The sequence below is a fragment of the Arthrobacter sp. P2b genome (assembly GCF_900168295.1).
GTDB lineage: Bacteria > Actinomycetota > Actinomycetes > Actinomycetales > Micrococcaceae > Arthrobacter.
The window spans coordinates 65,564-87,564 of record NZ_FVZL01000003.1 but is presented as its reverse complement, the minus strand read 5'-3'; the positions used below and the strand labels follow the sequence as shown (position 1 = coordinate 87,564).

Genomic DNA, 22,001 nt, shown 5'->3' with positions numbered 1-22,001 from the left:
CACATGACACTTCTTTCCACCCTCGAACCCCTCGACATTGACGGCCTGACGGTGCCCCGCGAGCTGCTGATCGCCGGCAACTGGCAGCACGCGGCCGGCGGTGGCCTCGTCGAGGTGATCAACCCCTCCGATGCCTCCATCATCACCGGCATCGCCGACGCCGACGTCGAAGACGGCCTCGCAGCCGTGGACGCCGCGGCAGCAGCCTTCCCCGAATGGGCGGCAACTCCCCCGCGCCGCCGCGCCGAGATCCTGCGCCGCTGCTTCGAACTGATGACCGAGCGCAGCGAGCAGCTCGCCCACCTCATCTCCCTCGAGAACGGCAAGGCCCTTGCAGATGCCCGCGGCGAAGTGGCCTATGCCGCCGAATTCTTCCGCTGGTACTCGGAGGAAGCGGTCCGCATCATCGGGGATGTGTCCGTCTCGCCGTCGGGCTCGAACCGGATCCTTGTCCAGCACCCGCCCATCGGCGTCTGCGTGCTGATCACTCCGTGGAACTTCCCGGCGGCAATGGCCACCCGAAAGCTGGCACCCGCGCTGGCCGCCGGCTGCACGGCCGTGCTCAAGCCGGCCACGCTCACGCCGCTGACCGCCCTCGCGATCGCCCAGCTGATGCTCGACGCCGGAACCCCCGCCGGCGTGGTCAACGTCATCACCACGAGCAAGACAAGCGAGGTCATGACCCCGATCCTCGCCGACCCCCGGGTCCGCAAGCTGTCCTTCACCGGCTCCACCGGCGTCGGGCGCCACCTGCTGCACCAGGCGGCCGACAATGTCCTTAAGTGCTCCATGGAACTTGGCGGCAACGCCCCGTTCCTCGTCTTCGATGACGCGGACCTCGACCTGGCCATCGAGGGCGCCATGGTCGCCAAGATGCGCAACGGCGGCCAGGCCTGCACCGCCGCCAACCGCATCTACGTCCAGCGCGGCATCCACGACGAGTTCGCCCGCCGGCTGGCCGAACGGATGAGCGCACTGCGCGTGGGTCCGGGTACCGACGCCGATACCGAGGTGGGGCCGCTGGTGGATGAGGCCAGCGTCCGCAAAGTCGATTCGCTGGTCCGCGACGCGGTCAGCCAGGGAGCACGGCTCCTTGCCGGCGGCAAGGCCGTGGACGGGGCCGGGTACTACTACCCGCCCACTGTCGTCACCAACGTGCCGCTCCAGGCCCGCATGGTCAGTGAGGAAATCTTCGGGCCGGTAGCCTCGGTCATCCCCTTCGACACCGAGGACGAAGCCATCACCGCCGCCAACGATTCCGAGTACGGTCTCGCCGCCTACGTGTTCACGGAGGACCTCCGCCGCGGACTGAGGGTCTGCGAGCGCATCGAGAGCGGCATGGTGGCCCTGAACCGCGGCCTGGTTTCCGACCCCGCAGCACCCTTTGGGGGCGTCAAGCAGAGCGGCCTTGGCCGCGAAGGGGCCCATCAGGGCCTGCTGGACTTCACCGAAACCAAATACATCGCGCTCGACTGGTAGCCGCTGCTCCCTTCGTTTCCCTCCGAAAGAAAAGACCAATGACGATCTCCAACACCACAGCCAAGCCCAAGGCGGCCTGGCGCGTACCGCTGGCCAGCTTCGCCGGCACCACCATTGAGTGGTACGACTACTACATCTTCGGCCTGCTCGCCGCCACCGGCGTGTTCAGCCGGCTCTACTTCCCCGAACAGGACCCGGCGACTGGGCTCCTCCTTGCGTTCGTCACCTACGCCGTCGGCTTCGTCGCCCGTCCCTTCGGCGGCATGTTCGCCGGCCACTTCGGCGACAAAATCGGCCGCAAGCCCATGCTCGTGCTGTCCCTGCTCATCATGGGCTTCGCCACCCTGGCGATGGGGCTGCTGCCCACCTACGCCCAGATCGGTGTCTGGGCTCCCATCCTGCTGACTGTGCTGCGCCTGCTCCAGGGCTTCGGCGCCGGAGCGGAATGGGCCGGCGCAGCCGTCATCTCCATCGAACACGCCCCACCGGGGCGCAGCGGCTTCTTCGGCAGCTTCACCCAGATGGGCGTCCCGGCAGGCATGCTGCTCGCCAACGCCAGCGTCCTGATCGTCAAGTCTTCCGTGCCCGCGGAGGTCTTTGATGCGTGGGCGTGGCGGGTGCCGTTCCTGCTCAGCGTGGTCCTGATCGTCATCGGCCTGGTGGTCCGCGCCAAGCTCGAGGACTCCGACGACTTCAAGGACCTTGTTGCCACCAAGCAGACGTCCAAGAAGCCGCTGGGCGAAGCAATGAAGAAGGAAACCAAGGGAATCTGGCTTGTTGTGGGCATGCGTCTGGCAGAAAACTCCGCCTTCTACCTGTACACAACGTTCTCGGTGGTCTACATCATGAGGACGTTCGGACCCGATCGTGCCAACCAGGGAACCCTGTCCGTCCTGATCGCCTCTGCCATCGGAGTCTTCGCCGTCCCGCTCTGGGCCATCCTCTCGGACAAAATCGGCCGCAAGCCGCTCTACCTGTTCGGCTCGATCGGCGGACTCCTGTTCTTCCCGCTCTACTTCGTGATGACCGACACCGGCAGCGCCCTGCTGGCAACACTGGCCATCATCATCGGGCTCGCCGTCTTCCACAACTCCATGTACGGCCCCCAGGCTGCCTTCTTCTCTGAGCTGTTCTCCACCAAGCTGCGCTACAGCGGTGCCTCCATGGGCTACCAGTTCGGCTCGGTTCTTGCCGGCGGCGTCGCTCCGCTGGTTGCCGTGGCGCTCCTGAACGCCGGAAACGGCGAGCCCGGCTGGGTGATCCTCTACTTCAGCGTGATCGGCGTCATCACCGTTGGGGCCACACTGCTGGCACCGGAAACCCTCGGAAAGCTGGACCGGCGCATCACCGCCGCCCAGGAACTGGACGACAACAACGCACGGATCGCCGAGCAAGGCATCAGCACCAAGTAACACCCCCCTTAAAGAGGGACGTACGACGGCGGCACGGCCCGCCGTCGTACGTCCCGTTAACCGTCATTCACTGACGTGCTTCACCGGGGCATCAACCCGGGCCACCTTCCGCCGGGAGTTCTTTGGTCCGCGGAGGCGTGCCGACGGCTTGCGGTGCTGCTGGCGTAGTGCGAGCAGCGGAAACAGCAGCACAGAGAGCATTCCTGCCCCTACGAGTGCCGACGCGATCCCGCTGGAAATCAGACCCTCGTTCCGGCCGATGGCGGTCACCGCCACGATGATCGGCAGCCCTGTTGCCCCGAACAGGACGATGGCCCGCTTGTCCGCGGGCGTGGACTTGGGCGGGACTGCCAGAAGCGACGGCAGGCCGCGGACCACCAGCAGGAGGAGCAGGAACAGCGGGATCAGCGCCAGGGCGGCCGGGCTGGCGGTGAGGGCGCGCAGGTCGAAGTCGATGCCCGTGTCGATGAAGAAAATGGGCACCAGGAACCCGAAGGCGACCGCGTCGATCTTGGTCTCGATGACGTGCCGGTCCTGTTCGGGGGCCCTGGCGATGGCCACCTTCCAGAGGACGCCGGCGGCGAAGGCACCCAGCAGCATGTCCAGTCCCACCACCATGCTCAGCACCACCAGCACGGTCAGGATGAACATGATGGAGCGGACGGCGAACTGGCCGCTGGTGTGCAGGGTCCGGGTGACCTGGGAGTGGAGCAGCGTATGCCGTGCCCGGGAGGCGAGGAAGATCGCCAGGCCGGTCAGGAGGACAAACCCGAGCAGCACGGCCGTGGCCGGCCCCAGCTCCCTGCCGCTGAAGAACAGCGAGATCGCCACCAGGGGGCCAAACTCCCCCGCCGCACCCAGTGCCGTGACCGCGATGCCCATCGGGGATCTCAATTCGCCGGCGTCGCGGAGGATCGGCAGCAGCGCGCCGAGCGCCGTGGAGCACAGCGCGACGCCGATGATCACGGCAGCAGCCGGTGACGGGCCCAGGACAAACCCCGCGCCGATGCCTGCCGCCAACGAGATGACCCAGCCGGCGGCGGCACGGTTGACCGGCCTTCCCCGGATCACGGCGAAATCAATCTCATTGCCGGCCACGAAGAAGAGCATGGCCAGCCCGAACTGCGCCAGCGTGTCGATGAACTCCGTGGGCTGGATCCACCCCAACAGGCTGGGACCTAGCATGATGCCGAGGACAATCTCGAAGACCACAATCGGTACCTTGACCACCCGGTCCAGGAAGCGCGCCGCAAGGGGCGCTGCGATAGCAAGCAGGGCGATCAGAACCAATGACGTGGACAAGCCCTGCATCGGCGGTACCTCCGGCACCTCGGCTGCTTCGAGGAAAAGTACTCCAAAGCTACCGCCGCCGCTGGGTTGGCGCTAGAACAGCCAACCCCCGGCCTTGCCCCGGTTTCCCTGGTCCGCCGGCCTCTTGGGACGGTAACGGCACAGTAACGCGCGTGTGATCAACTCATTCCTGGGTTCCCCCGCACATGAGGAGGGCGTTATGGGACCGCCGTGGGCTTCCCTGCGGGTGGCCGGTGTGGCTTTGGACGTCCCGGACCAGCTTGCACCCTCAGGTGAGCGCAGCATCGACGGCAGCGCTGCCGTCCTTGAGGGCGCCGGCATGCGATTGACCGTCGATGCCAGCCCCTTCGCTGACACCCTTACCCGCTATACGGACAAGCCAGGCTATGAGCATTGGCGGGAAACGGTGGGCAGCCACACCGCGGATTTCGTCCTGTTCGAGGAAGAGGGAATCCGCACCGTTGCCATGAATATCCCCGGCCGCGCCACCGCCGTCGTCCATCTGCCCGCCGGCGCGGAACGGGACGTGGCACTGCAGATCCTGCGAAGCATTCGAACTGATCAAGGAGAGTCCAATGACTGAAGAGCAATACCGCGCCGCCCCGTATCTGGCCGCGGTGGAAAACACCTCCCCGGGTGAGCGCAGCCCGGGCTTCAGCAAGGTGCAAACGTACCTCGAGCGGTTCGGTTACCTGGCAGAATCCACCTCCAGGGAAATCGGCCTCCTGGATGACCCCACAGCAGGGGCCCTCCGGAATTTCCAGGAGTTTTTCCACCTGCCGGTCACCGGCGTCTTCGACGACGCCACCCGGGAAGCCATGATGCAGGCGCGCTGCGGTCTCCCGGACATGCGGGCCGGGGACCTCGCCTTCTCCACACAGTGCGCATGGGCCGACCGGACGCTGACGTATGCCTTTGACACCGGCACCAACGATGTGGCCGGCACCGCCGAGTTCGACGCCATCAGGCGTGCCATCCAGACCTGGCAGAACGTGGGCGGATTGACGTTCACGGAGGTTGCCGTCGGGTCCAGTCCGGACATCCGGATCGGCTGGCGCCCTGCAGCGGACCCGGACCATTCGATGGTGGGCGGCGTCCTGGCCCACGCCGATTTCCCGCCGGGCTGCAGCGTGGTCACCAACACGCTGCCCAAGCCGGTGCACTTCGACGACAGCGAGCACGTGTGGAGCGTGGGTGCTGTGGCCAGCGCCTTTGATATCGAAACGGTTGCACTGCACGAGTTCGGCCATATCGTGGGCCTCGCGCACTCCAGCGTTGCGAACGCCGTCATGGCGCCCACTGTGGCAGCCAACTTCACTAAACGTGCACTCACTCAGGATGACATTGACGGCTTCCGGTCGCTGTACCCGGCCGCGCCGCAGGCCTGGTCCGGCTGGAATTCCCTGGGCGGCACCATCACCTCGGACATCGCCGTCGGCAACAACAAGGACGGCCGGCTTGAGGCTTTTGCCCGGGGCACCGACGGGGCTGTGTGGCACCGGTGGCAGACCACACCCAACGGGAACTGGGCAGGCTGGGCTTCGCTGGGCGGGGTCATCACCACCGAGATCGCCGTCGCCACTAACTTGGACGGCCGGCTGGAGATCTTCGCCAGGGGCACGGACAACGCCCTGTGGCACAAGTGGCAGACCACACCCAACGGGAACTGGTCCGGCTGGAACTCCCTGGGCGGCGTGATCACCGGACCGCCTGCCACGGGGCGCAACGCGGATGGCCGCCTCGAGGTCTTCGCCCGGGGCACCGACGGCGCCGTGTGGCATCGCTGGCAGACCGCCCCGAACGGCAACTGGGCCGGCTGGCAGTCCCTGGGCGGCGTGATCACCTCAGAGATCGCGGTGGGCAAGAATGCCGACGGCCGCCTCGAAGTATTCGCCCGCGGCACCGACAATGCCCTCTGGCACAGGTGGCAAACGGCACCCAACGGCAACTGGGCCGGCTGGCAGTCCCTGGGCGGCATCCTCACCTCCAACATCGCCGTCGGCAGCAACGCCAACGGCCGCCTCGAGGTCTTCGTCCGGGGCACGGACAACGCCCTCTGGCACAAGTGGCAGACAGCACCCAACAGCGGATGGTCCGGCTGGCAGTCGCTGGGGGGCCTGCTCACGTCCGACATTGCGGTGGGCAGGAACGCGAGCGGCCGCCTTGAGGCCTTTGTCCGGGGCACCGACAACGCCCTGTGGCACATGTGGCAAACCGCTCCTAACAGCGGATGGTCCGGCTGGCACTCCCTGGGCGGCCTGCTCACCTCCAACATCACCGTGGGCAGCAACGCCGACGGCCGCATGGAGGTGTTCGTCCGCGGCACCGACAACGCCCTATGGCACATGTGGCAGACCAGGCCGTTCCTGACGGAAGAGCCCACCGGTTCCGCCGGCGCCACCACGACGTCGGAGGAGAAGGGCGGGGACATGCCGACCGGCGGCGCGCTCCCGCAGACAGTCGAAATGCCGCTCGGCGCAATGGGCGAAAGCGTGACCACTAACGGCCATCAACCGGCGATGCCCCTGGGTGCCATGGACGCCTCGAAAGAGGAGTCCGCGGGCGTCCGCGACAAGGCGTCCAAGGAAACAGCGTTGAGCAAGATGCCGGCGGGCATGGCCGCCACGGTCTGACCCGGTTGCTACAAACAACGCGGGGTCACTCCCGGCCCCATAAACGCCCGGAAAGAGGGCAGGGAGTGACCCCGCGTTGGTGTTTGAAGGGGACGTACGGCCCGCTGGGGCAGGACGCCACAAAGCTCCAGCTGATTCCTCCTGATCACCTGGTCCGGCAGGCAGCTCTGTGCGGTAGTTTGAGGCATGCCGCTAAACGTGGCTGATCAGTTTCTTGGGGGAGCAGAAAAATGGAACCAATCGTTATTGAGGGTGGCAAGGGCACGATAGAACTCGGTGCCGACGGAATTATCCACCTTTCGTGGAGGCCGGGCATCGTTCTGGACAGCGACGACGTGCACGCGGGCATGGCCACGCTCAACGAAATCTGCGACGGGTCCGAATACCCGATGCTGGTGGACATGGGGACCACAAAAGCCGTGACCCGCCAGGCCAAGTCTGCCTTCCAGATCCCGTGTGCCGCGTCCCGGATTGCCTTGCTGGGCTCCAGCCCGGTGGACCGCATCATTGCCAACTTCACCATTGAACGGCAGACGATGCCGTGTCCTACCCGCTTCTTCACGTCCCGCGACGGCGCCCTGGACTGGCTCCGCCAAGGGGACTCCCCCACCCCTATCCTTGACGAGTGACCCTTCTTCAGGCCCTCCTTTCCTTTGCCCTGGTTGCCGGACTCCTCACGGTGGTTCCCGGCCTGGACACCGCCCTTGTCCTGCGCTCGTCCATCGCCAAGTCACGCCGCTACGCCTTCGCCACCGCGGCGGGCATCAGCACGGGAGCGATAATCTGGGGCGTCGCGGCGGCCGTGGGCGTATCGGCGCTCCTGGCAGCGTCGGAGTTCGCCTACCGCATGCTGACCATCGCCGGTGCGGCCTACATGGTGTGGCTGGGACTGTCCCTGCTCTGGAAAAGACTGCGGAAGACCGGGGTGCCCGCCGCGGGTGGGACAATGGCCGCCGCGGAAGGCCGGGACAACCTTGTCCAGGGCTGGCTGACGGGGACCGGAACCAACCTGCTCAATCCCAAGGTCGGCGTGTTTTACATCGCCACCATCCCGCAGTTCATTCCCGCCGGGGTGTCGCCCCTGCTGGTGGGCATCCTGCTGGCGGGTGTCCACTGCCTGCTGGCCATGGCCTGGTTCACCCTGCTGATCTTCGGCACCGGGTACGCCGCCCGCTGGCTCAAGGGAGCCCGCAGCATCCGCATCATCGACAGCATCACGGGAACAGTCCTGGTGGGCTTCGGCCTCAAGCTCGCCCTCGAACCAGCCCACTAGTTCCGGCGGGGCACCTCAGGCAACACGTACGACGGCGGCACGCGCCGCCGTCGTAGGCGTCACCGCAGTCAGCGCAGAACGGTCATTTCGTCATTGGTTCCGCGCGACCTCTTCCTCGTGGTAAATCGCTTAGGCAGAAGATAATGTGGTTTCGGCCTGCTGGTCAAGCGCTTTATCAGGCACCCGCTGATGCCAGGCCCGATCGACAGAAGCGGTTGAAAGAAATTTTGCTAAAACGCTTGATCAGCTAGAAGCGATGGGTCTAGCCTGTGAGTGATCAAACGCTTTAGCAGAAATGGACATCAACGCCGATGAGCTACCCAATCTTCTTCCAGCCCGCCGATGGATGGGTGGGAGACCTCATCCCCTTCCAGAAGGACGGGGAGTTCTGGCTCTATTACCTTCACGAGATCCGTTCCGACCCGAAACCGGGAACGTCATGGAACCTGGTCACCACAAAGGACCTCATCCAGTTCCAGGACCACGGGGTCGCCCTCCCCCACGGAACCGGGACCGACCTGGACTTCAACGCCTACACGGGCAGCGTCGTCGTTGACGAAGCCGGCCTCCACCACCTCTTCTACACCGGGCACAATCCGAACAACCTGGGACCGGACGGGCTGCCGCTGCAACTGGTCATGCACGCCACCAGCTCTGACGGAATGCGCACCTGGGTCAAGCACCCGGGGCACACCTTCGGCGCACCCGGCGGCTACGAGTCCGGGGACTGGCGGGACCCCTTCGTTTTTCGGGACGAGGCCGCCGGCCAGTGGCGGATGCTCATCGCGGCCCGGCACTCCGCGGGACCCGAACGGCGCCGCGGCGTCATCGCCCAGTGCGTCTCCACTGACCTGATCACCTGGCAGTACACGGACCCGTTCTGGGACCCCCGCCGGTACATCACCCACGAATGCCCGGATGTGTTCGCCTGGGGCGACTGGTGGTACATGGTCTACTCCGAGTTCTCCGAAACGTTCACCACGCGGTACCGCATGGCCAAGAGCCCCGACGGCCCGTGGACGGTACCGGACCAGGACTCCATCGACGGGCGCGCCTTCTACGCGTCAAAGACCGCAGAGCGGGACGGGCGTCGCTTCTTCTTCGGATGGATCGCCACTAAGGAAGGAAAGCACGACGGCGGCGCCTGGCAGTGGGCGGGCACCATGTCCATCCTGGAGGCGCGGCAGAACGCCGACGGGACCCTCGGGTTCGGCTTCGCGGACGAACTGGTGGACAGCTTCTGGGACGAGGTCCCCGTGAGCTTCGACCGGGCACTCCCTGCCCGGCTGGAGGCACCCGACGGCTACGCCGCCGCGGTCTCCAACGAGGACCTCCCCGCGCAGTTCTATGCGAAGGCGGTGCTGGACATCGAACCGGGCACCACCGAATGCGGACTGCTGCTGCGGTCATCCCCCGACGGGGACCACTCCTACGTCCTCCGGCTGGAACCGAAGCGCGGGCGCCTGGTGTTCGACCGGTGGCCGCGCACCATTACCGGTGACGCCCAATGGCACGTCTCCGGCGACGTCCCGTTCGCCATTGAACTCGAACGCCCCTGCGACCTCCGCCCTGGAAAGCACACCCTGGAAGTCGTGGTGGACGGGGACCTGTGCGTCGCCGTCGTGGATCGGCAGGTGGCCCTGAGCACCCGGATTTACGACCTGGCGGCGGGGCGGATCGGCGTGTTCGCCGGTGAAGGATCCGCCACCGCAGACCTTGAAGTACGCAAGCGCACCGACAACTGAATATTCCCGTTTCCCTCCGTTCCAATCAAGGAAGATTGCCGCAATGAAAAACGCGTTCCGCGCTGCCGCAGCCGCAGCTGTTGCCGCCCTGGCCCTGACCGCCTGTGGCGGCGGAAGCTCCACCGACCCCTCCAACGTCAGCCCCACCGGGGAGATCAAGCCCCGCGAAATCTCGTGGCTGCTCTCCCGCCCGGCAGATGGCGCCGTCATCAACATCATGAAAAAGATCGCTGACGACTACGCCAAGGACCACCCGGGCTTCGAACTGAACCTGATCACCACCCCGGACCGGCCCTCCTATATCCAGAAGCTCGAAACCCTGGCCGCGGCCAACAAGCTTCCCGAGCTGTTCGATACCGACGCCACGCCCTTCGCCCAGCAGCTGGCCAAGCAGGGCAAGATGGTGGACGCCGAGAAGCTGCTGAAGACCCTGGACGTCTACGACGACTACCGCCCCGGCGCACTGGACTACCAGCGGTTCGACGACGGGTCCCTCTACATGATCCCGTTCCAGTTCGAGCTGGAATTCATCTGGTACAACAAGGCACTGCTGGAAAAGGCCGGGGTTGCGGTACCCACGTCCCTCGATGACATTCCCGCCATGTGCACCGCCCTGCGGAACGCAGGCATCACCCCCATCGCCATCGACGGCCAGGACCAGTGGCCGCTGGAACGTTATGTGGCGTACCAGCCGTTCCGCGAAGCCGGGCCGGACTTCGTCCAGAAGCTGAAGAAGGGCGAAGCGAAGTTCGCCGACCCGGCAGGCCAAAAGACCGTCACATGGCTGGCGGAGCTCGGCAAGGCCAAGTGCTTCCAGGAAGGGTTCTCCGCCCAGGGCTACTCCGATGCGCAGAACCAGTTCACCTCCGGCCAGGCCGCGATGTACAACATCGGAACCTGGGAGCTGCCCAGCCTTGCCACGGACAAGCTGAACCCCGACGTCCGGGATGACATCGACTTCTTCACGCTTCCCACCACGGAAGGGTCCGTGACGGCGGCCAACGAGTTCGTCTCCCCCTCCGGCATCGGCATGGCAGTGAACGCCAAAACCTATGACCCCCTGGTGAGCGACTTCCTGAAGTTCGCCCTGGACAAGTACCCGGCCGAATACGCCGCCACCGGTGCGCTCTCCCCCACCACCGACGTCGAAACCGCCATCCCCGCTAACGCCACTCCCCTGTACCAAAAAGCCCTTGACCAGGCCGACAACCTCGGATCCAAACAGGCCATGCCGTGGGACACCCAGCTTGACCCCACCACCAACGGCCGGCTGCAGCAGGAGCTGGTCCTCCTGGTCCAGGGCAACATCACGCCCGAGCAGTTCACCAGCACCATGGACAACGCCATCGCCCAGAACGCCCCCAAGTTCTTCAAGTAAGCACAGCTTCTTCAAGCAACCGCGGCGGGGGGGCCACACCGGTCCCCCGCCCGAAAGGCCCCGCCATGCAACCCAACAGGATGCTTCCCAACCGGTCACGGACCTCGGTCCTGGTCTTCCTGCTCCCGCCCCTGCTGCTCTACTGCGCCGCAGTCCTCTTCCCCATCTTCCAGTCCCTGTTCCTGAGCTTCTTCTCCTGGAACGGCATCAGCGACATGGAATTCGTCGGCCTCGACAACTACGTCCGGATGTTCGTTGCCGACGACATCTTCTGGCGCGCGTTCCTGAACGCCCTGATCTACCTGGCCATCTGCCTGGTCCTGCAGCTCGGCGGCGCCCTGGTGGTGGCCAGCCTGCTCACGTCCCTCCGCCGCGGACGGGAGCTCATCAAGACTCTCTACCTACTGCCGGCCGTCATCTCCACCGTCGCCATCGCCTTCCTGTTCGTGCGGATCTACTCCATCGACCCGGCCGGCCTGCTCAACCAACTGCTGCACTGGATCGGTTTGGGAAGCCTGGAGCGGCCCTGGCTCTCAGACGTCAACACCGTCCTGGCGGCAGTGTCCGCACCGGAAGGCTGGCGCTTCACCGGGCTCTACATGCTCATCATCTACGCGGCACTGATCGCCGTGCCCAAGGAGCTGGAGGAAGCCGCGGTCCTGGACGGCGCGTCCCGGTGGACCTTGTTCACCAAGATTCGGTTCCCGTACATCCGCCCGGTGTGGATCACCACCACCATCATGGCCACCACCTACGGACTGCGCGGTTTCGACATCCCCTACCTGATGACCAACGGCGGCCCGGGACAGTCCTCCGAACTGCTGACCACTTACATGTACAAGACCGCGTTCACCAGCACGGACTTCGGGTACGCCAGCACCATCTCAGTGTTCATCGTCATTGAGTGCCTCGTTGCCGTCGGCCTCATCCTGTTCCTGCTCAAGCGGAAGGCAGATTAATGATCGCCCAGGCAGCCCCGTCTACCCCTCCCACCACCGTCCCGCCCGCTCCCCACAAAGCCGCTCGCCGCCGTCGTAAGCCCAACCTGTTCCGGACGCTTTCGCGGGTCCTGATCATGCTCATCGTGATCGTGCAGGTGTATCCGCTGGCTTGGCTGTTCCTCACCAGCCTGCGCACCGAACAGGACTTCGCCACCGGCGACCCCTTCGCCCTGCCCAGTGCCCTGACGTGGGAGAACTACGCCAGAGCCTTCGAGACCGGCGACCTGGGCCGGAACATCCTGAACAGCTTCATCGTGACCATGGGCGCCAACATCCTCATTGTCCTGTTCGGCATGATGGCCGCCTACGCCATCCAGGTGCTCGGGTTCCGCCTCAGCAAGCTGGTCCGCGGGCTGTTCCTGATCGGCATCATCGTGCCGGTCCAGATCGCCCTCGTCCCGCTGTTCATCGACTACTCGGCCGTGAACCTGCTGGACACGTACCAGTCGATGATCATCCCGCTGGCCGGGTTCTCCCTGCCCATGTCCGTGTACCTGTTCTCGTCGTTCTTCGAATACATCCCGCGGGAAACGTACGAGGCCGCATCATTGGACGGGGCCGGGCCCTACGGGATCTTCGGGCTGATCACCCTGCCGCTGTCCCTGAACACCGTTGTCACCGTGGTGCTGGTCAACAGCATCTTCATCTGGAACGACTTCATCTTCGCCAACACCTTCGTCCTGTCCGAGGACTTGAAGACCATTCCGCTGGGCCTGCAGAACTACATCGGCGCCATGGGCAAGGTGGACTGGACGGCGACCTTCGCCGCCGTGTGCGTCACTATCACCCCGCTGCTGCTGGTCTTCCTGGTGCTTAACAAGGCCATGATCCAGGGCCTTGAGAGCGGGGCGACCAAGGGATGACGGCCGCAGCGGATGGATATACTCCTGAAGGAGGACAGATGATTTCAATGGAGAAAGGTTCGGGAGAACCGGCCCGGACGCCCCGTGCCCGGCGGATTCCCGAGCGTGCCCACCCCGTCACCCTCCGCGACGTCGCGGAAGCGGCCGGGGTTTCCACCGCCACCGTCTCGCTGGTGGTCAACAAGAAAAAGGACGCCCGGATCGCGGAGGAAACGCGGCAGCGCGTGAAGGATGCCATCCGGTCTCTGGGCTACCGCCCCAACGCGATGGCCAAGACCCTGGTCAGCGGCACGTCCCGGTTCATCGGGTTGGTGGCCGACGGCGTTGCCACCACCCCCTTCGCCGGCCAGATCATCCACGGCGCCCAGGACGAGGCGTGGAAGCACGGCTATGCCCTCCTCATCGCCAACACCGAAGGCAACGGCGAGCTGGAGCAGGACGCCATCACCATGATGCTCGAGTACAAAGTGCGCGGCATCCTCTACTCCACGTGGTTCCACCGGCAGACAGACATTCCGGCGTCGCTGCGGGAAGCGGACTTCGTCCTGGTCAACTGTTTCTCCAACGAGCCGGGCACCCGGTCCGTGGTTCCGGACGAGGTGCAGGGCGGCCGCTCAGCCACGGAGGTCCTGCTGCGGCACGGCCACCGGCGCATCGCCTTTATCAATGCCACCATCCCCGCCCCCGCCAAGGACGGACGGCTCCTGGGGTACAGGGAAGCACTTGAGGACGCGGGAATCCCGTTCGATCCCGAGCTGGTCATGGAAGCCTATCCGAACCAGGAAGGCGGGTACGGGGTAACCGGGGAACTCCTCAAACGAGGCGCGACGGCCGTGTACTGCTACAACGACCGGATGGCCATGGGCCTCTACGACGGGCTGCGCGAGCACGGCCTGTCCATCCCGGACGACATCGCCGTGGTGGGCTTCGACAACCAGGAAGTCATCGCCGCGCACCTGCGTCCACCGCTGTCCACGGTGTCCCTCCCCCACTACGAGCTGGGCGCGGCCGGCGTCCGCATGCTGCTGGAGCTCGACGGCGCAACCGAGGGAATCTCGAAAATCCATTGCCCCACGGTGGAGCGCACGTCAGTACGGGCGCAAGCACACGCTTAACTGAAACGTACGACGACGGCGCGCGGCCGCCGTCGCCCGTTTCCATGGTGGTTCCAAGGTTCATACCTAGGATGGAGTCAGGGTCAGCCAGGGAGGGGGCCGCCACCGATGTCGGAGGAAGTTCCGGAGGAGAGCCGCGGTTCCCGGCGCGGGGATTTGTCCCGGCGGCTGAAGGGCCTCGCCCTTCCCCTGATCGTGGGGCTGTTCGTTGTGGGGATCGGTGGCGCCGTCACCTATTACGGGATCAACGCGAGGCCGCAGAATACTGATCAGTCCATCCGCCTTCCAACACCCGTCTCCCTGCGTCCGTGCGAAATCCTGGACAGGGCTGCGCTGGTCCCAGCCAGCGGTGCGCTGTTCGGCGTCAACCTCGATATGGAGGCCAGGACGCTGGCCGAATACTCCTTCAACCTGGGCCACACGCCCGCCGTGACCGTGGTTTCCACAGGTTTCCCCTACACCGACGAGGAGAAGGAGGACCTGCAACGCGCCGCCGATCAAATCCGCGCCCATGGCCAGGCGATGCTGCTGACCCTGGAGCCCGTGAACGGCCTGGACGCGGTGACGGAGGAATCCGCCGCCACCCTCGCCAGGGATCTCGCGGCGGTCAACAACGGCGGCGTCCCGGTCTTTGTACGGTTCGCGCCTGAGATGAATGGCAACTGGATCCCATGGGGTCAGCAGCCGGCCCGCTACATCGCAGCCTTCCGCACGCTTGCGTCAGCCGTCCACGCCCAGGCGCCGGGTTCGGCAATGATGTGGGCGCCGGACTACGGCGGCGGCTATCCATTCTCCGGCGGCCAGTACGATGCGAAGCCCGGAACAGCGGACTTCACCGCGCTGGATACCGACGCGGACGGGGCACTGACCGCGGATGATGACCCCTATGCCCCCTTCTATCCGGGCGATGACGCGGTGGACTGGGTGGGAATGTCCCTCTACCACTGGGGATCGGCCTTCCCCTGGGGTGAGAACGAACTGCCGGAAGCCAACAAGTTCGCGAGCCAGCTCACCGGCAACTACCTTGGCGCGAACGGGGACGACACCCCAGTGCCTGACTTCTACGAGGTCTACGGGGTGCAGCACGGCAAGCCGGTGGCCATCCCGGAAACTGCCGCGCTGTTCAATCCGGCGGCCGGCGGGGAAACCGAGCTGGCCATCAAGCAGGCCTGGTGGGGCCAGCTGTTCGATCCCGCGACGGCCGCGCGCTTCCCGCAGCTGAAGATGGTCAACTGGTTCGAGCGTGACGAGGACGAGGTGGAAGTCAACGGCCGGGTGGACTGGACCGTCACTAAGTCACCGCAGGTCCGGGAAGCCTTCACCGCCGCATTGCCGGACTGGCTGCACTACGGCCCGGCCGAGGCCTGCGCTCCCCGCAGGTAATCCGCTGCCGCACTGGGCGATCATGCCCGTCCTGTCCTGGCTCCAACGCCGGGCCGGCCGCGAACTCGGATCCAGGACTGCGGTGGCTGACTCCAAGCAGACCCTGCTGTGCACCTACCTCTCAGCCGTGCTGCTGGCTGGCCTGGTCCTGAACAGCACGCTGGGATGGTGGTGGGCCGACGCCGGTGCGGCACTGGTGATTGCCGGGATCGCCGTCCGTGAGGGGATCAACGCCTGGAAAGGGGACGTCTGCTGCACCGTCCCCCATGTGGAGGAAAGTCATGCTGGGGAACCCGATGACTGCTGCGCATCAGACGGGACAAAGTGAGGCGATGGAAACCTTTGCGAAACAAGGAAATCCCTAGCTGCGCCGTTAGGGTTCCCCAATGTCCGCTCTCTACCCTCTGATTCATGATTACTTGCTCGGTACTGCGGTGCACCAATGCCGGTTCCGCCTTCCTGGTGGGGAACCAGAACCTCGTTGCCGGTTATCACGAGGCCTTCGTCTGCGCTGAGCATAAAGCGTTGATCGAGGCCGGTTCCCCCTGGGACATGGAGGAGCGCTACGTGCTGTTGGGACAGGACATGGCACCTGTCCTGCAGACATGGTCCGCCCGCCCAAGCGCCGGGTCAGAGGGCTTCACGCTCACCCTCGAAATCGCGAACCAGGCCAAGCCCATTGAGGTCTTCCTGAGCTCCAGCGAGGCAAGGATGCTGGCCCAATTCATCAGCGCCGCCAACGGCGACGGCAGTTGAGCGTTGTTTCTAGCTGAGCTCGCGCCGGAGGGTTTCCTGGAGCGGCACGTTGGGTTCGCCCGGTTGGCCCTGGCCGCTAAGGTAGAGGCCCATTTGCGCACCGTGGTACTCCCAGTAGGCGAAGCTGAGGTTGTTCTCTTCCAGAAGGCTGAGCATGTCACTGACCCATTGCTGGCCGCCCTTGCCCTCCATCTCAAAAGCCTGCCGGACCGTCCCGAATTCCATCACGGACATGGGGACGTTGTTGTCGGCGCCGAACTTCAGGTGCTTCCCCATTTCGTGCGCCAGGTAGGTCTTGTCGCGCTGGAGGAAGCCGCTTCCGGCGGCTCCCGGCGACTGGGCGTAGACATCCAGCTGCAGGCCGACGCGGGGCGCGGTGCCGGCTGACGGTGCTATGTCCTGTCCCCGCATGAAGCCTTGGATGCGGTACTTGTTGCCGGGTGTCACCTTGAACAGGTGCCTATCGTTGCTCCACCCTGTGATGGCTGCGGGGTCTGTTGCATTGCTGATGGAGAGGCTGCCGTCATCCAAATGCCCGGTGGTTTCCCGTGCGAAGCCGGCCGGCGCCGCCGCGTCTCCGCCGAAACTCCACTGGTACCAGTCCAGGACGGCGTCCTTGTTCAGCTGTTCATCAACGATTTTGCGCAGTTCTGTCCCATCCGGGCCGTACTCGGTCACGGTGACGGCGTCGAAGCCGGCTGTTCCCTGCATGCCGCCCTGCACCGTCATGAGCGGCGCGGCCGCTACCGCACTGCGGTCGTCGATGGCGATGATGCCGCTGTCATAGGGAGCCCAGTCCGAGGTGCCGTTCGGCAGGCTCGGGGTGGTGATGCGGCTTCCTTGCAGCAGGGTCCTGTTGCCCGTGGGCAGGATGACGTTCGGGTCCGGATACCGTCCGCCATCCTGAATGGGGCCTTCCACCCAGGAGGCGTACTGGTGCGTGTATTTGATGGGCTCGTAGAAATGGAAGTCGTACACCGCGTTGTTGTCGTCCACCAGGAAGTGCTGGTCGATGCCGGCGGCTCCGTAGCGGCCGTTGACCCCGTAAATCCCGCCAATGACCAGAAGGTGGTTCTGGTCCACGGACCGCACCGAATCCACCAGCTGCTGCGCGAACTTTTTCCACTGCTCCCCGGTGGCATCAGTGGTCACCGGTTCGTTCAGCAGGTCGTAGGCGGCGATGGCCGGTTCGTCCTTGTACTTGTCGGCAATAACGCGCCACAAATCGGCGTTCTGCTGCTGGATCCGGGGGTTTTCCCAGATATCGAAACTTGCCTGGTCGCTGGTGGGGTCCAGCCAGAATCCCCCGATGGGTGTGTGCATGTCCAGGATCAGGCGCATCTGGTGCTGCCGCGCCCAGGTGACGTTTTGGTCCAGCCATTCCAAGAAAACCTTTGGCGAATCGACGAACCAGTCCCCGTCGAAGGCGAACCGGATGCTGTTGAATCCCAGCTCCTTCGCGCGCTCAAAATCCGTCTCGGAATGGTGTTGGGAATTGGGAAGCTCGGTTCCCTTCGGATTCCGGTGGTAGAGGTTGGAAAAGTTCACTGCCTTCAGCCTGGCGGGTTCCCCGTTGAGGACCAGGCCGCGGCCGGAGGCAGTAACAAAGCCTGTGAACGACGCCGGTCCGGCTGCAGGAGGGTCATCCTTGTCGCCCAAGACCGTGAAGCCGGCGATTATCAGCGCCGGGACCAGCACCAGCAGCGCACCGCCAATCCACCACGGCCACTTGCGCCGCCCGGCGATCCGCCAGGCCTTTGCCCCTGCTGGGCGATCCGATGATGAAGCGCTGCCGTCGGTCATGATGAGCTCCCCTTGCCTGGCCATAAAGCAGTTGCGCCCACTTTAGGGAGCTGACCTTGGATAAACCTTTGGTGTGGTTCCACCTGCGGAACAGACAGGATTCATCGCCGTCCAGGGGGCCGGGAACGGGGGCATCGGCGTACGCTGGGGAGATTACTGCGACCGTGAGGCGGAGACAGATGAGAGCTTTGGTGGTGGCGATCCTGCTTGTCGCCGTGGTCCTTTTCATCGTGGGACTGGCCGTCAAAACGCTGGGGTTCCTCCTTGGGGTGGCCCCGGTGCTGGTGATTGTCGCCTTGGTCCTTCTGCTGCTGAACCGGTTCAGGGGACGCCGCATTCCGCGCTGAATAAACGCCGCCCGGCCAATGCCAGCCGGCAAAGGGAAAGCCCCTCCTAGGAGGGGCTTTCAACGTAGTGGTCATTGGTCTTCTGGTAACGGTCAGCGGCGATGCACTCCCCCTTCCCGGACGCCCCACAGCGCCCATCCGGACTATGACAAGAACTGACTTTAATAAGCCAGGTCCGCCACGTAAAGGGTTCCAGCCGATTTGCTGGAAGTGATCTGGCTGACACGTACGACGGCGGCACGCGCCGCCGTCGTACATCCCACCTTCAGTGCGTGCTGGCACCGTGCCGGCCCCGACACACTTCCTCCGCCCCGCTTTTCACGGCGTGACCCTTGACACATCAAACCTTTTGTCTAATGATTAAACGAAAGTGGTGCAAAGCCGCACACCCGAATGGAGCAGTGCATGAATCACGAATTCCCCTCCCCATCCCACCTGCCCTCACGCCGCAGTATGTTGCTGGCGGGCCTGGGAACAGCCCTGTCGGCGCCCTTCCTGTCCGCCTGCGCCGGTTTCGACACCAGTGGAGCCGCAGCAGGCAGTGGGACCGTCAGCTTCCTGTCCACCCAGTTCACTCCCGTGGAGGAAAAACAGCGATACGAGCAGGTCCTGAAGAAGTCCCTCCGCCTGCCCGTGGCCTACAACTCCGTGGACCCTGGCGTCTTTGCATCAACGGTGAAATCGCAGACGGCCGCCGGGAACATCAAAACGTCCCTGCTGGGCGGACTGCACGGCGAACTCGCACCGCTGGCCGACTCCCTGGAAGACGTGGACAGCATTCTCACCGATCTGGCCGGCCGCGGCTTCACCAAGGAAATGCTGGAGCTGACCAAGGCCGGCACCTCCTCGGCAAAGTACGTCCCGTGGATGCAGGCAACCTACGTGGTTGCCGTCAACAAAAAGGCACTGGAATGGCTGCCCTCCGGAGTGGACGTCAATGACCTGAGCTACGAGGACTACCTGGCCTGGGCCAAGGCAGCCAAACAGGGTGCCGGACGGCCGGTGTTCGGCATGCCCGCCGGCCCCAAGGGCCTGCATCACCGCTTCTACCAGGGATTCCTGCTGCCAAGCTTCACCGGCGGCCAGATCACCACGTTCCGCAACCCGGACGCTGTTGAAGCCTGGAACTTCATGCAGGAACTGTGGGACAACATGGTGCCTGCCTCCACCAACTTCGACGCCATGCAGGAACCGCTGGCGCGCGGTGAAGTGCTGGTGGCATGGGACCACGTGGCCAGGCTCATCAACGCTCCTGCCGATAACCCCGACGAGTGGCTGATGGTGCCCGCCCCCAAGGGACCCAAGGGCCGCGGGTACATGCTCATCGTCGCAGGCCTGGCACTCCCTGCCGGTGGAACCGAGCGGGAACTTGCCGAGCAGGCCATCCGCGGCTTGTCAGAACCGCTGACCCAGGTCGAAACCCTGCGGCAGAACGCGTTCTTCCCTGTGGTGCAGACCGAGCTTCCCACCGATCTGGCAGGGGCCATCGCACTCGAAGCCGGGGCGGTCCGGCTTCAGCAGCGTTCCCAGGGCGCGCTGCTGGCGCTGCCTCCGGTGGGCCTGGGTGCGAAGGAAGGCGAAGTGTCCCAGATCTTCAAGAACGTCTTCCAGGAGATCTGCCTCAACAACCAGGACATCCAGCCGGTCCTGGACCGCCAGGCCAAGGAGCTGAACACCATCATGCAGTCGCTCAACGTACCGTGCTGGGCACCCGATCCCGTCTCCGCGAAATGCGAGGTAGCGTAATGACCGTCCAAGCGCCCCCGGCCCCGGCCAAAGCCGCCACCCCTGTCCGGCGCCGCAGCGTCCCGGCTGCGGTCTGGCTGATCGGACCGTCCGTTGTCTTTATGACCCTTCTGCTGGGTTGGCCCGTTATCGAAGGCGTGATGCAGGCCTTCCGGAATGAACAGGGCTTCACACTCGAATTCGTGACCCGCATGGTGCAGGATCCCTACTTCTGGCCGGCGGTGCGCAACACGTTGCTGCTGATCGCTGTGATGATTCCGATCCAGTTCGCCTTCGCCATTGGCATGGCCCTGCTGCTGCGTGCGAACCCGCGGCTGAACAAAGTCCACTTCTTCATCTGGGCCATTCCACTGGCCCTCAGCGACCTCGCCGCAGGCCTCGTCTGGCTCTCCATCTTCAATGACCGCGGCTACCTGAACTCGGCCCTGGCCTGGCTCGGCATTGAAGGCGTCTCCTGGCTGGCCTACGACAACCAGACAACGATGTTCATCTGCGTCCTCATCGCTGAACTGTGGCGTGCAACGTCGCTGGTACTGGTCATCGTCGTCGCCGGCCTGCAGGGCATCCCCAAGGACTACGACGAGGCCGCGCAGGTCTTCGGCGCATCGTTCTGGCAGCGCCTGCGCCACGTCACGCTGCCGCTGCTGAAGCCCAGCCTCCAGGTGGCCCTGATCCTCCGGACCATCCTGGCGTTCCAGACCTTTGCCGTTGCCCAGGCGCTGACCGGCCAGAACTTTCCCCTCGTCGTCGGGGAAACCTACCGCTGGTACACCGGCCTGCAAAACCCCAACGTTGCAGCTGCGCTGGCCCTGGTGATCCTGGCCGTGTCCATGCTGACGTCCATCTTCTACCTGCGGGCTCTCCGCGAAAAGACCCAGGGAGGCACCCGATGAGCCAGGCCACCGTTGATACCGCGCCGCTGAAACGCCAGAAGCGGAACAGGGTCCTGCTGCAGCTCACCTGCATCGCAGTGTCGCTGTTTATGCTGATCCCCATCTACCTGATCTCCCTTGCGGCCCTGTCCAGCAGGGAATCCCTCAACGCCTTCCCGCTGAGCCTGCTGCCCACCAGCTTCTCCTTCGAGACGCTGAACGCATTCCTCGGATCCACAGGCGTCTTCGGCGCACTGGGCAACTCGCTGATCGTGGGAGTGGGAACGCTGCTGCTCTCGGCACTGATCGGCGTTCCGGCAGGTTACGCCCTAGCCCGCTTCGCATTCCCGGGCAAGGAGCCATACCAGCTCTTCCTGCTCTTCGCCCGGGCCCTGCCCATTGTGGTGCTGTCCGTCCCGCTGGCCCGGCTCTTCCTCACCGTGGACATCTACGACACCACCTACGCCGTGATTCTGCTGCACACCGCACTGGCACTGCCCACCACCATCCTCATCTCGGCCAGCGTGTTCCTGGGTGTCCCCCACGACGTGGAGGAGGCCGCCAGGGTATTTGGCTGCAGCCCGTTCGGAGCCTTCATGCGGGTGGTCATGCCCATGGCCCTGCCCGGTATCGCCGCCGCCTCCATCTTCACGTTCGTGATGTCTTGGAACGAGGTCCTGGGCGCCTCCATCCTCACCCTGGACCACCGGACACTGCCGGCACAGGTCCTCACCTCGCTGGCCGATTCACCCTTGGCCTACCGGTTCGCCGGAGGCTTCGCGCTGGTGATCCCCTCCATCATCTTCATCGCGTTCATGCGCCGGTACCTCACCAACATGTGGGGCTCCACCATCCGCTGATCCCGGCATTCCCCCAAACCTCCA

19 protein-coding genes and 1 pseudogene are annotated in these 22,001 nt (G+C 64.8%); 18 read left to right on the top strand and 2 right to left on the bottom strand.

The genetic code is table 11. From position 1 onward, the window contains the following. The first annotated feature begins 3 nt into the window (after positions 1 to 3). A complete protein-coding gene (locus B5520_RS07655) occupies positions 4 to 1,479 on the top strand; it encodes an NAD-dependent succinate-semialdehyde dehydrogenase (protein WP_079596488.1) in 1,476 nt (491 codons plus the stop codon). 38 nt (positions 1,480 to 1,517) lie between these two features. Beyond that, positions 1,518 to 2,891 (top strand): MFS transporter, encoded by a 1,374-nt coding sequence (locus B5520_RS07650; protein WP_079596487.1) that lies wholly within the window; start codon positions 1,518 to 1,520, stop codon positions 2,889 to 2,891. Positions 2,892 to 2,954: 63 nt separating this feature from the next. On the opposite strand, the gene B5520_RS07645 is transcribed toward B5520_RS07650, so the two are convergent. Further along, complete coding sequence (locus B5520_RS07645; protein WP_079596486.1) at positions 2,955 to 4,202, bottom strand: cation:proton antiporter; 1,248 nt, start codon at positions 4,200 to 4,202, stop codon at positions 2,955 to 2,957. A 199-nt stretch (positions 4,203 to 4,401) separates the two neighbouring features. Here B5520_RS07645 and B5520_RS07640 point away from each other — a divergent pair, with 199 nt between their 5' ends. The 12 genes and pseudogenes from B5520_RS07640 (at position 4,402) to B5520_RS07585 (ending at position 16,349) form a co-directional block, all read left to right on the top strand. Beyond that, positions 4,402 to 4,785, top strand: a complete 384-nt coding sequence (locus B5520_RS07640; protein ID WP_079596485.1) for a hypothetical protein — start codon at positions 4,402 to 4,404, stop codon at positions 4,783 to 4,785. Next, positions 4,778 to 6,835: a matrixin family metalloprotease gene (locus B5520_RS07635; protein ID WP_079596484.1), complete on the top strand. Its 2,058-nt coding sequence runs from the start codon at positions 4,778 to 4,780 to the stop codon at positions 6,833 to 6,835. Before B5520_RS07640 ends, B5520_RS07635 begins: the two co-directional genes overlap by 8 nt. A 230-nt stretch (positions 6,836 to 7,065) precedes the next feature. Then, on the top strand, positions 7,066 to 7,464 hold the full coding sequence (locus tag B5520_RS07630) for a DUF7793 family protein (RefSeq protein WP_079596483.1): 399 nt from the start codon (positions 7,066 to 7,068) through the stop codon (positions 7,462 to 7,464). Continuing rightward, the gene (locus tag B5520_RS07625) at positions 7,461 to 8,108 is read left to right on the top strand and encodes a LysE family translocator (RefSeq protein ID WP_079596482.1); all 648 of its coding nucleotides are present in this window, start codon (positions 7,461 to 7,463) and stop codon (positions 8,106 to 8,108) included. The genes B5520_RS07630 and B5520_RS07625 overlap by 4 nt, the downstream gene beginning before the upstream one ends. Before the next feature lie 311 nt (positions 8,109 to 8,419). Further along, on the top strand, positions 8,420 to 9,853 hold the full coding sequence (locus B5520_RS07620) for a GH32 C-terminal domain-containing protein (RefSeq protein ID WP_079596481.1): 1,434 nt from the start codon (positions 8,420 to 8,422) through the stop codon (positions 9,851 to 9,853). A 43-nt stretch (positions 9,854 to 9,896) separates the two neighbouring features. Beyond that, entirely contained in the window at positions 9,897 to 11,231 is a 1,335-nt protein-coding gene (locus B5520_RS07615; protein ID WP_079596480.1) for an ABC transporter substrate-binding protein, read from the top strand. Between the two features lie 80 nt (positions 11,232 to 11,311). After that, positions 11,312 to 12,190 (top strand): carbohydrate ABC transporter permease, encoded by an 879-nt coding sequence (locus B5520_RS07610; RefSeq protein ID WP_079596716.1) that lies wholly within the window; start codon positions 11,312 to 11,314, stop codon positions 12,188 to 12,190. Then, entirely contained in the window at positions 12,190 to 13,095 is a 906-nt protein-coding gene (locus B5520_RS07605; protein ID WP_079596479.1) for a carbohydrate ABC transporter permease, read from the top strand. Before B5520_RS07610 ends, B5520_RS07605 begins: the two co-directional genes overlap by 1 nt. A gap of 38 nt (positions 13,096 to 13,133) precedes the next feature. Beyond that, on the top strand, positions 13,134 to 14,210 hold the full coding sequence (locus B5520_RS07600; RefSeq protein ID WP_079596478.1) for a LacI family DNA-binding transcriptional regulator: 1,077 nt from the start codon (positions 13,134 to 13,136) through the stop codon (positions 14,208 to 14,210). A gap of 108 nt (positions 14,211 to 14,318) precedes the next feature. Continuing rightward, on the top strand, positions 14,319 to 15,593 hold the full coding sequence (locus tag B5520_RS07595) for a glycoside hydrolase family 26 protein (protein ID WP_104443456.1): 1,275 nt from the start codon (positions 14,319 to 14,321) through the stop codon (positions 15,591 to 15,593). Between the two features lie 16 nt (positions 15,594 to 15,609). Then, positions 15,610 to 15,921: pseudogene (locus tag B5520_RS07590) on the top strand (cation transporter); the annotation flags it as partial. A gap of 83 nt (positions 15,922 to 16,004) precedes the next feature. Then, positions 16,005 to 16,349, top strand: a complete 345-nt coding sequence (locus tag B5520_RS07585) for a hypothetical protein (protein WP_079596477.1) — start codon at positions 16,005 to 16,007, stop codon at positions 16,347 to 16,349. Positions 16,350 to 16,358: 9 nt separating this feature from the next. Here B5520_RS07585 and B5520_RS07580 read toward each other — a convergent pair whose 3' ends face one another. Further along, positions 16,359 to 18,152, bottom strand: a complete 1,794-nt coding sequence (locus B5520_RS07580) for a glycoside hydrolase family 5 protein (RefSeq protein WP_176156814.1) — start codon at positions 18,150 to 18,152, stop codon at positions 16,359 to 16,361. A 179-nt stretch (positions 18,153 to 18,331) separates the two neighbouring features. On the opposite strand from B5520_RS07580, the gene B5520_RS22715 reads away from it, so the two are divergent. The 4 genes from B5520_RS22715 to B5520_RS07565 all read left to right on the top strand — a co-directional run bounded on the left by B5520_RS22715 (position 18,332) and on the right by B5520_RS07565 (position 21,977). Continuing rightward, the gene (locus B5520_RS22715; protein ID WP_176156813.1) at positions 18,332 to 18,499 is read left to right on the top strand and encodes a hypothetical protein; all 168 of its coding nucleotides are present in this window, start codon (positions 18,332 to 18,334) and stop codon (positions 18,497 to 18,499) included. A gap of 405 nt (positions 18,500 to 18,904) precedes the next feature. After that, positions 18,905 to 20,245, top strand: coding sequence for an ABC transporter substrate-binding protein (locus B5520_RS07575; RefSeq protein ID WP_079596475.1), 1,341 nt, complete (start codon positions 18,905 to 18,907; stop codon positions 20,243 to 20,245). Next, entirely contained in the window at positions 20,245 to 21,138 is an 894-nt protein-coding gene (locus B5520_RS07570; protein WP_079596474.1) for a carbohydrate ABC transporter permease, read from the top strand. Before B5520_RS07575 ends, B5520_RS07570 begins: the two co-directional genes overlap by 1 nt. After that, positions 21,135 to 21,977, top strand: a complete 843-nt coding sequence (locus B5520_RS07565) for a carbohydrate ABC transporter permease (RefSeq protein WP_079596473.1) — start codon at positions 21,135 to 21,137, stop codon at positions 21,975 to 21,977. The genes B5520_RS07570 and B5520_RS07565 overlap by 4 nt, the downstream gene beginning before the upstream one ends. Positions 21,978 to 22,001: the final 24 nt, after the last annotated feature.

Coding starts and splice junctions, on each gene's coding strand:
- B5520_RS07595 (WP_104443456.1), top strand. CDS start 14,319: ATGTCGGAGGAAGTTCCGGAGGAGAGCCGCGGTTCCCGGCGCGGGGAT.
- B5520_RS22715 (WP_176156813.1), top strand. CDS start 18,332: ATGAGAGCTTTGGTGGTGGCGATCCTGCTTGTCGCCGTGGTCCTTTTC.
- B5520_RS07565 (WP_079596473.1), top strand. CDS start 21,135: ATGAGCCAGGCCACCGTTGATACCGCGCCGCTGAAACGCCAGAAGCGG.
- B5520_RS07645 (WP_079596486.1), bottom strand. CDS start 4,202: ATGCAGGGCTTGTCCACGTCATTGGTTCTGATCGCCCTGCTTGCTATC.
- B5520_RS07635 (WP_079596484.1), top strand. CDS start 4,778: ATGACTGAAGAGCAATACCGCGCCGCCCCGTATCTGGCCGCGGTGGAA.
- B5520_RS07650 (WP_079596487.1), top strand. CDS start 1,518: ATGACGATCTCCAACACCACAGCCAAGCCCAAGGCGGCCTGGCGCGTA.
- B5520_RS07585 (WP_079596477.1), top strand. CDS start 16,005: ATGATTACTTGCTCGGTACTGCGGTGCACCAATGCCGGTTCCGCCTTC.
- B5520_RS07620 (WP_079596481.1), top strand. CDS start 8,420: ATGAGCTACCCAATCTTCTTCCAGCCCGCCGATGGATGGGTGGGAGAC.
- B5520_RS07630 (WP_079596483.1), top strand. CDS start 7,066: ATGGAACCAATCGTTATTGAGGGTGGCAAGGGCACGATAGAACTCGGT.
- B5520_RS07615 (WP_079596480.1), top strand. CDS start 9,897: ATGAAAAACGCGTTCCGCGCTGCCGCAGCCGCAGCTGTTGCCGCCCTG.
- B5520_RS07640 (WP_079596485.1), top strand. CDS start 4,402: ATGGGACCGCCGTGGGCTTCCCTGCGGGTGGCCGGTGTGGCTTTGGAC.
- B5520_RS07575 (WP_079596475.1), top strand. CDS start 18,905: ATGAATCACGAATTCCCCTCCCCATCCCACCTGCCCTCACGCCGCAGT.
- B5520_RS07600 (WP_079596478.1), top strand. CDS start 13,134: ATGATTTCAATGGAGAAAGGTTCGGGAGAACCGGCCCGGACGCCCCGT.
- B5520_RS07610 (WP_079596716.1), top strand. CDS start 11,312: ATGCTTCCCAACCGGTCACGGACCTCGGTCCTGGTCTTCCTGCTCCCG.
- B5520_RS07580 (WP_176156814.1), bottom strand. CDS start 18,152: ATGACCGACGGCAGCGCTTCATCATCGGATCGCCCAGCAGGGGCAAAG.
- B5520_RS07570 (WP_079596474.1), top strand. CDS start 20,245: ATGACCGTCCAAGCGCCCCCGGCCCCGGCCAAAGCCGCCACCCCTGTC.
- B5520_RS07655 (WP_079596488.1), top strand. CDS start 4: ATGACACTTCTTTCCACCCTCGAACCCCTCGACATTGACGGCCTGACG.
- B5520_RS07605 (WP_079596479.1), top strand. CDS start 12,190: ATGATCGCCCAGGCAGCCCCGTCTACCCCTCCCACCACCGTCCCGCCC.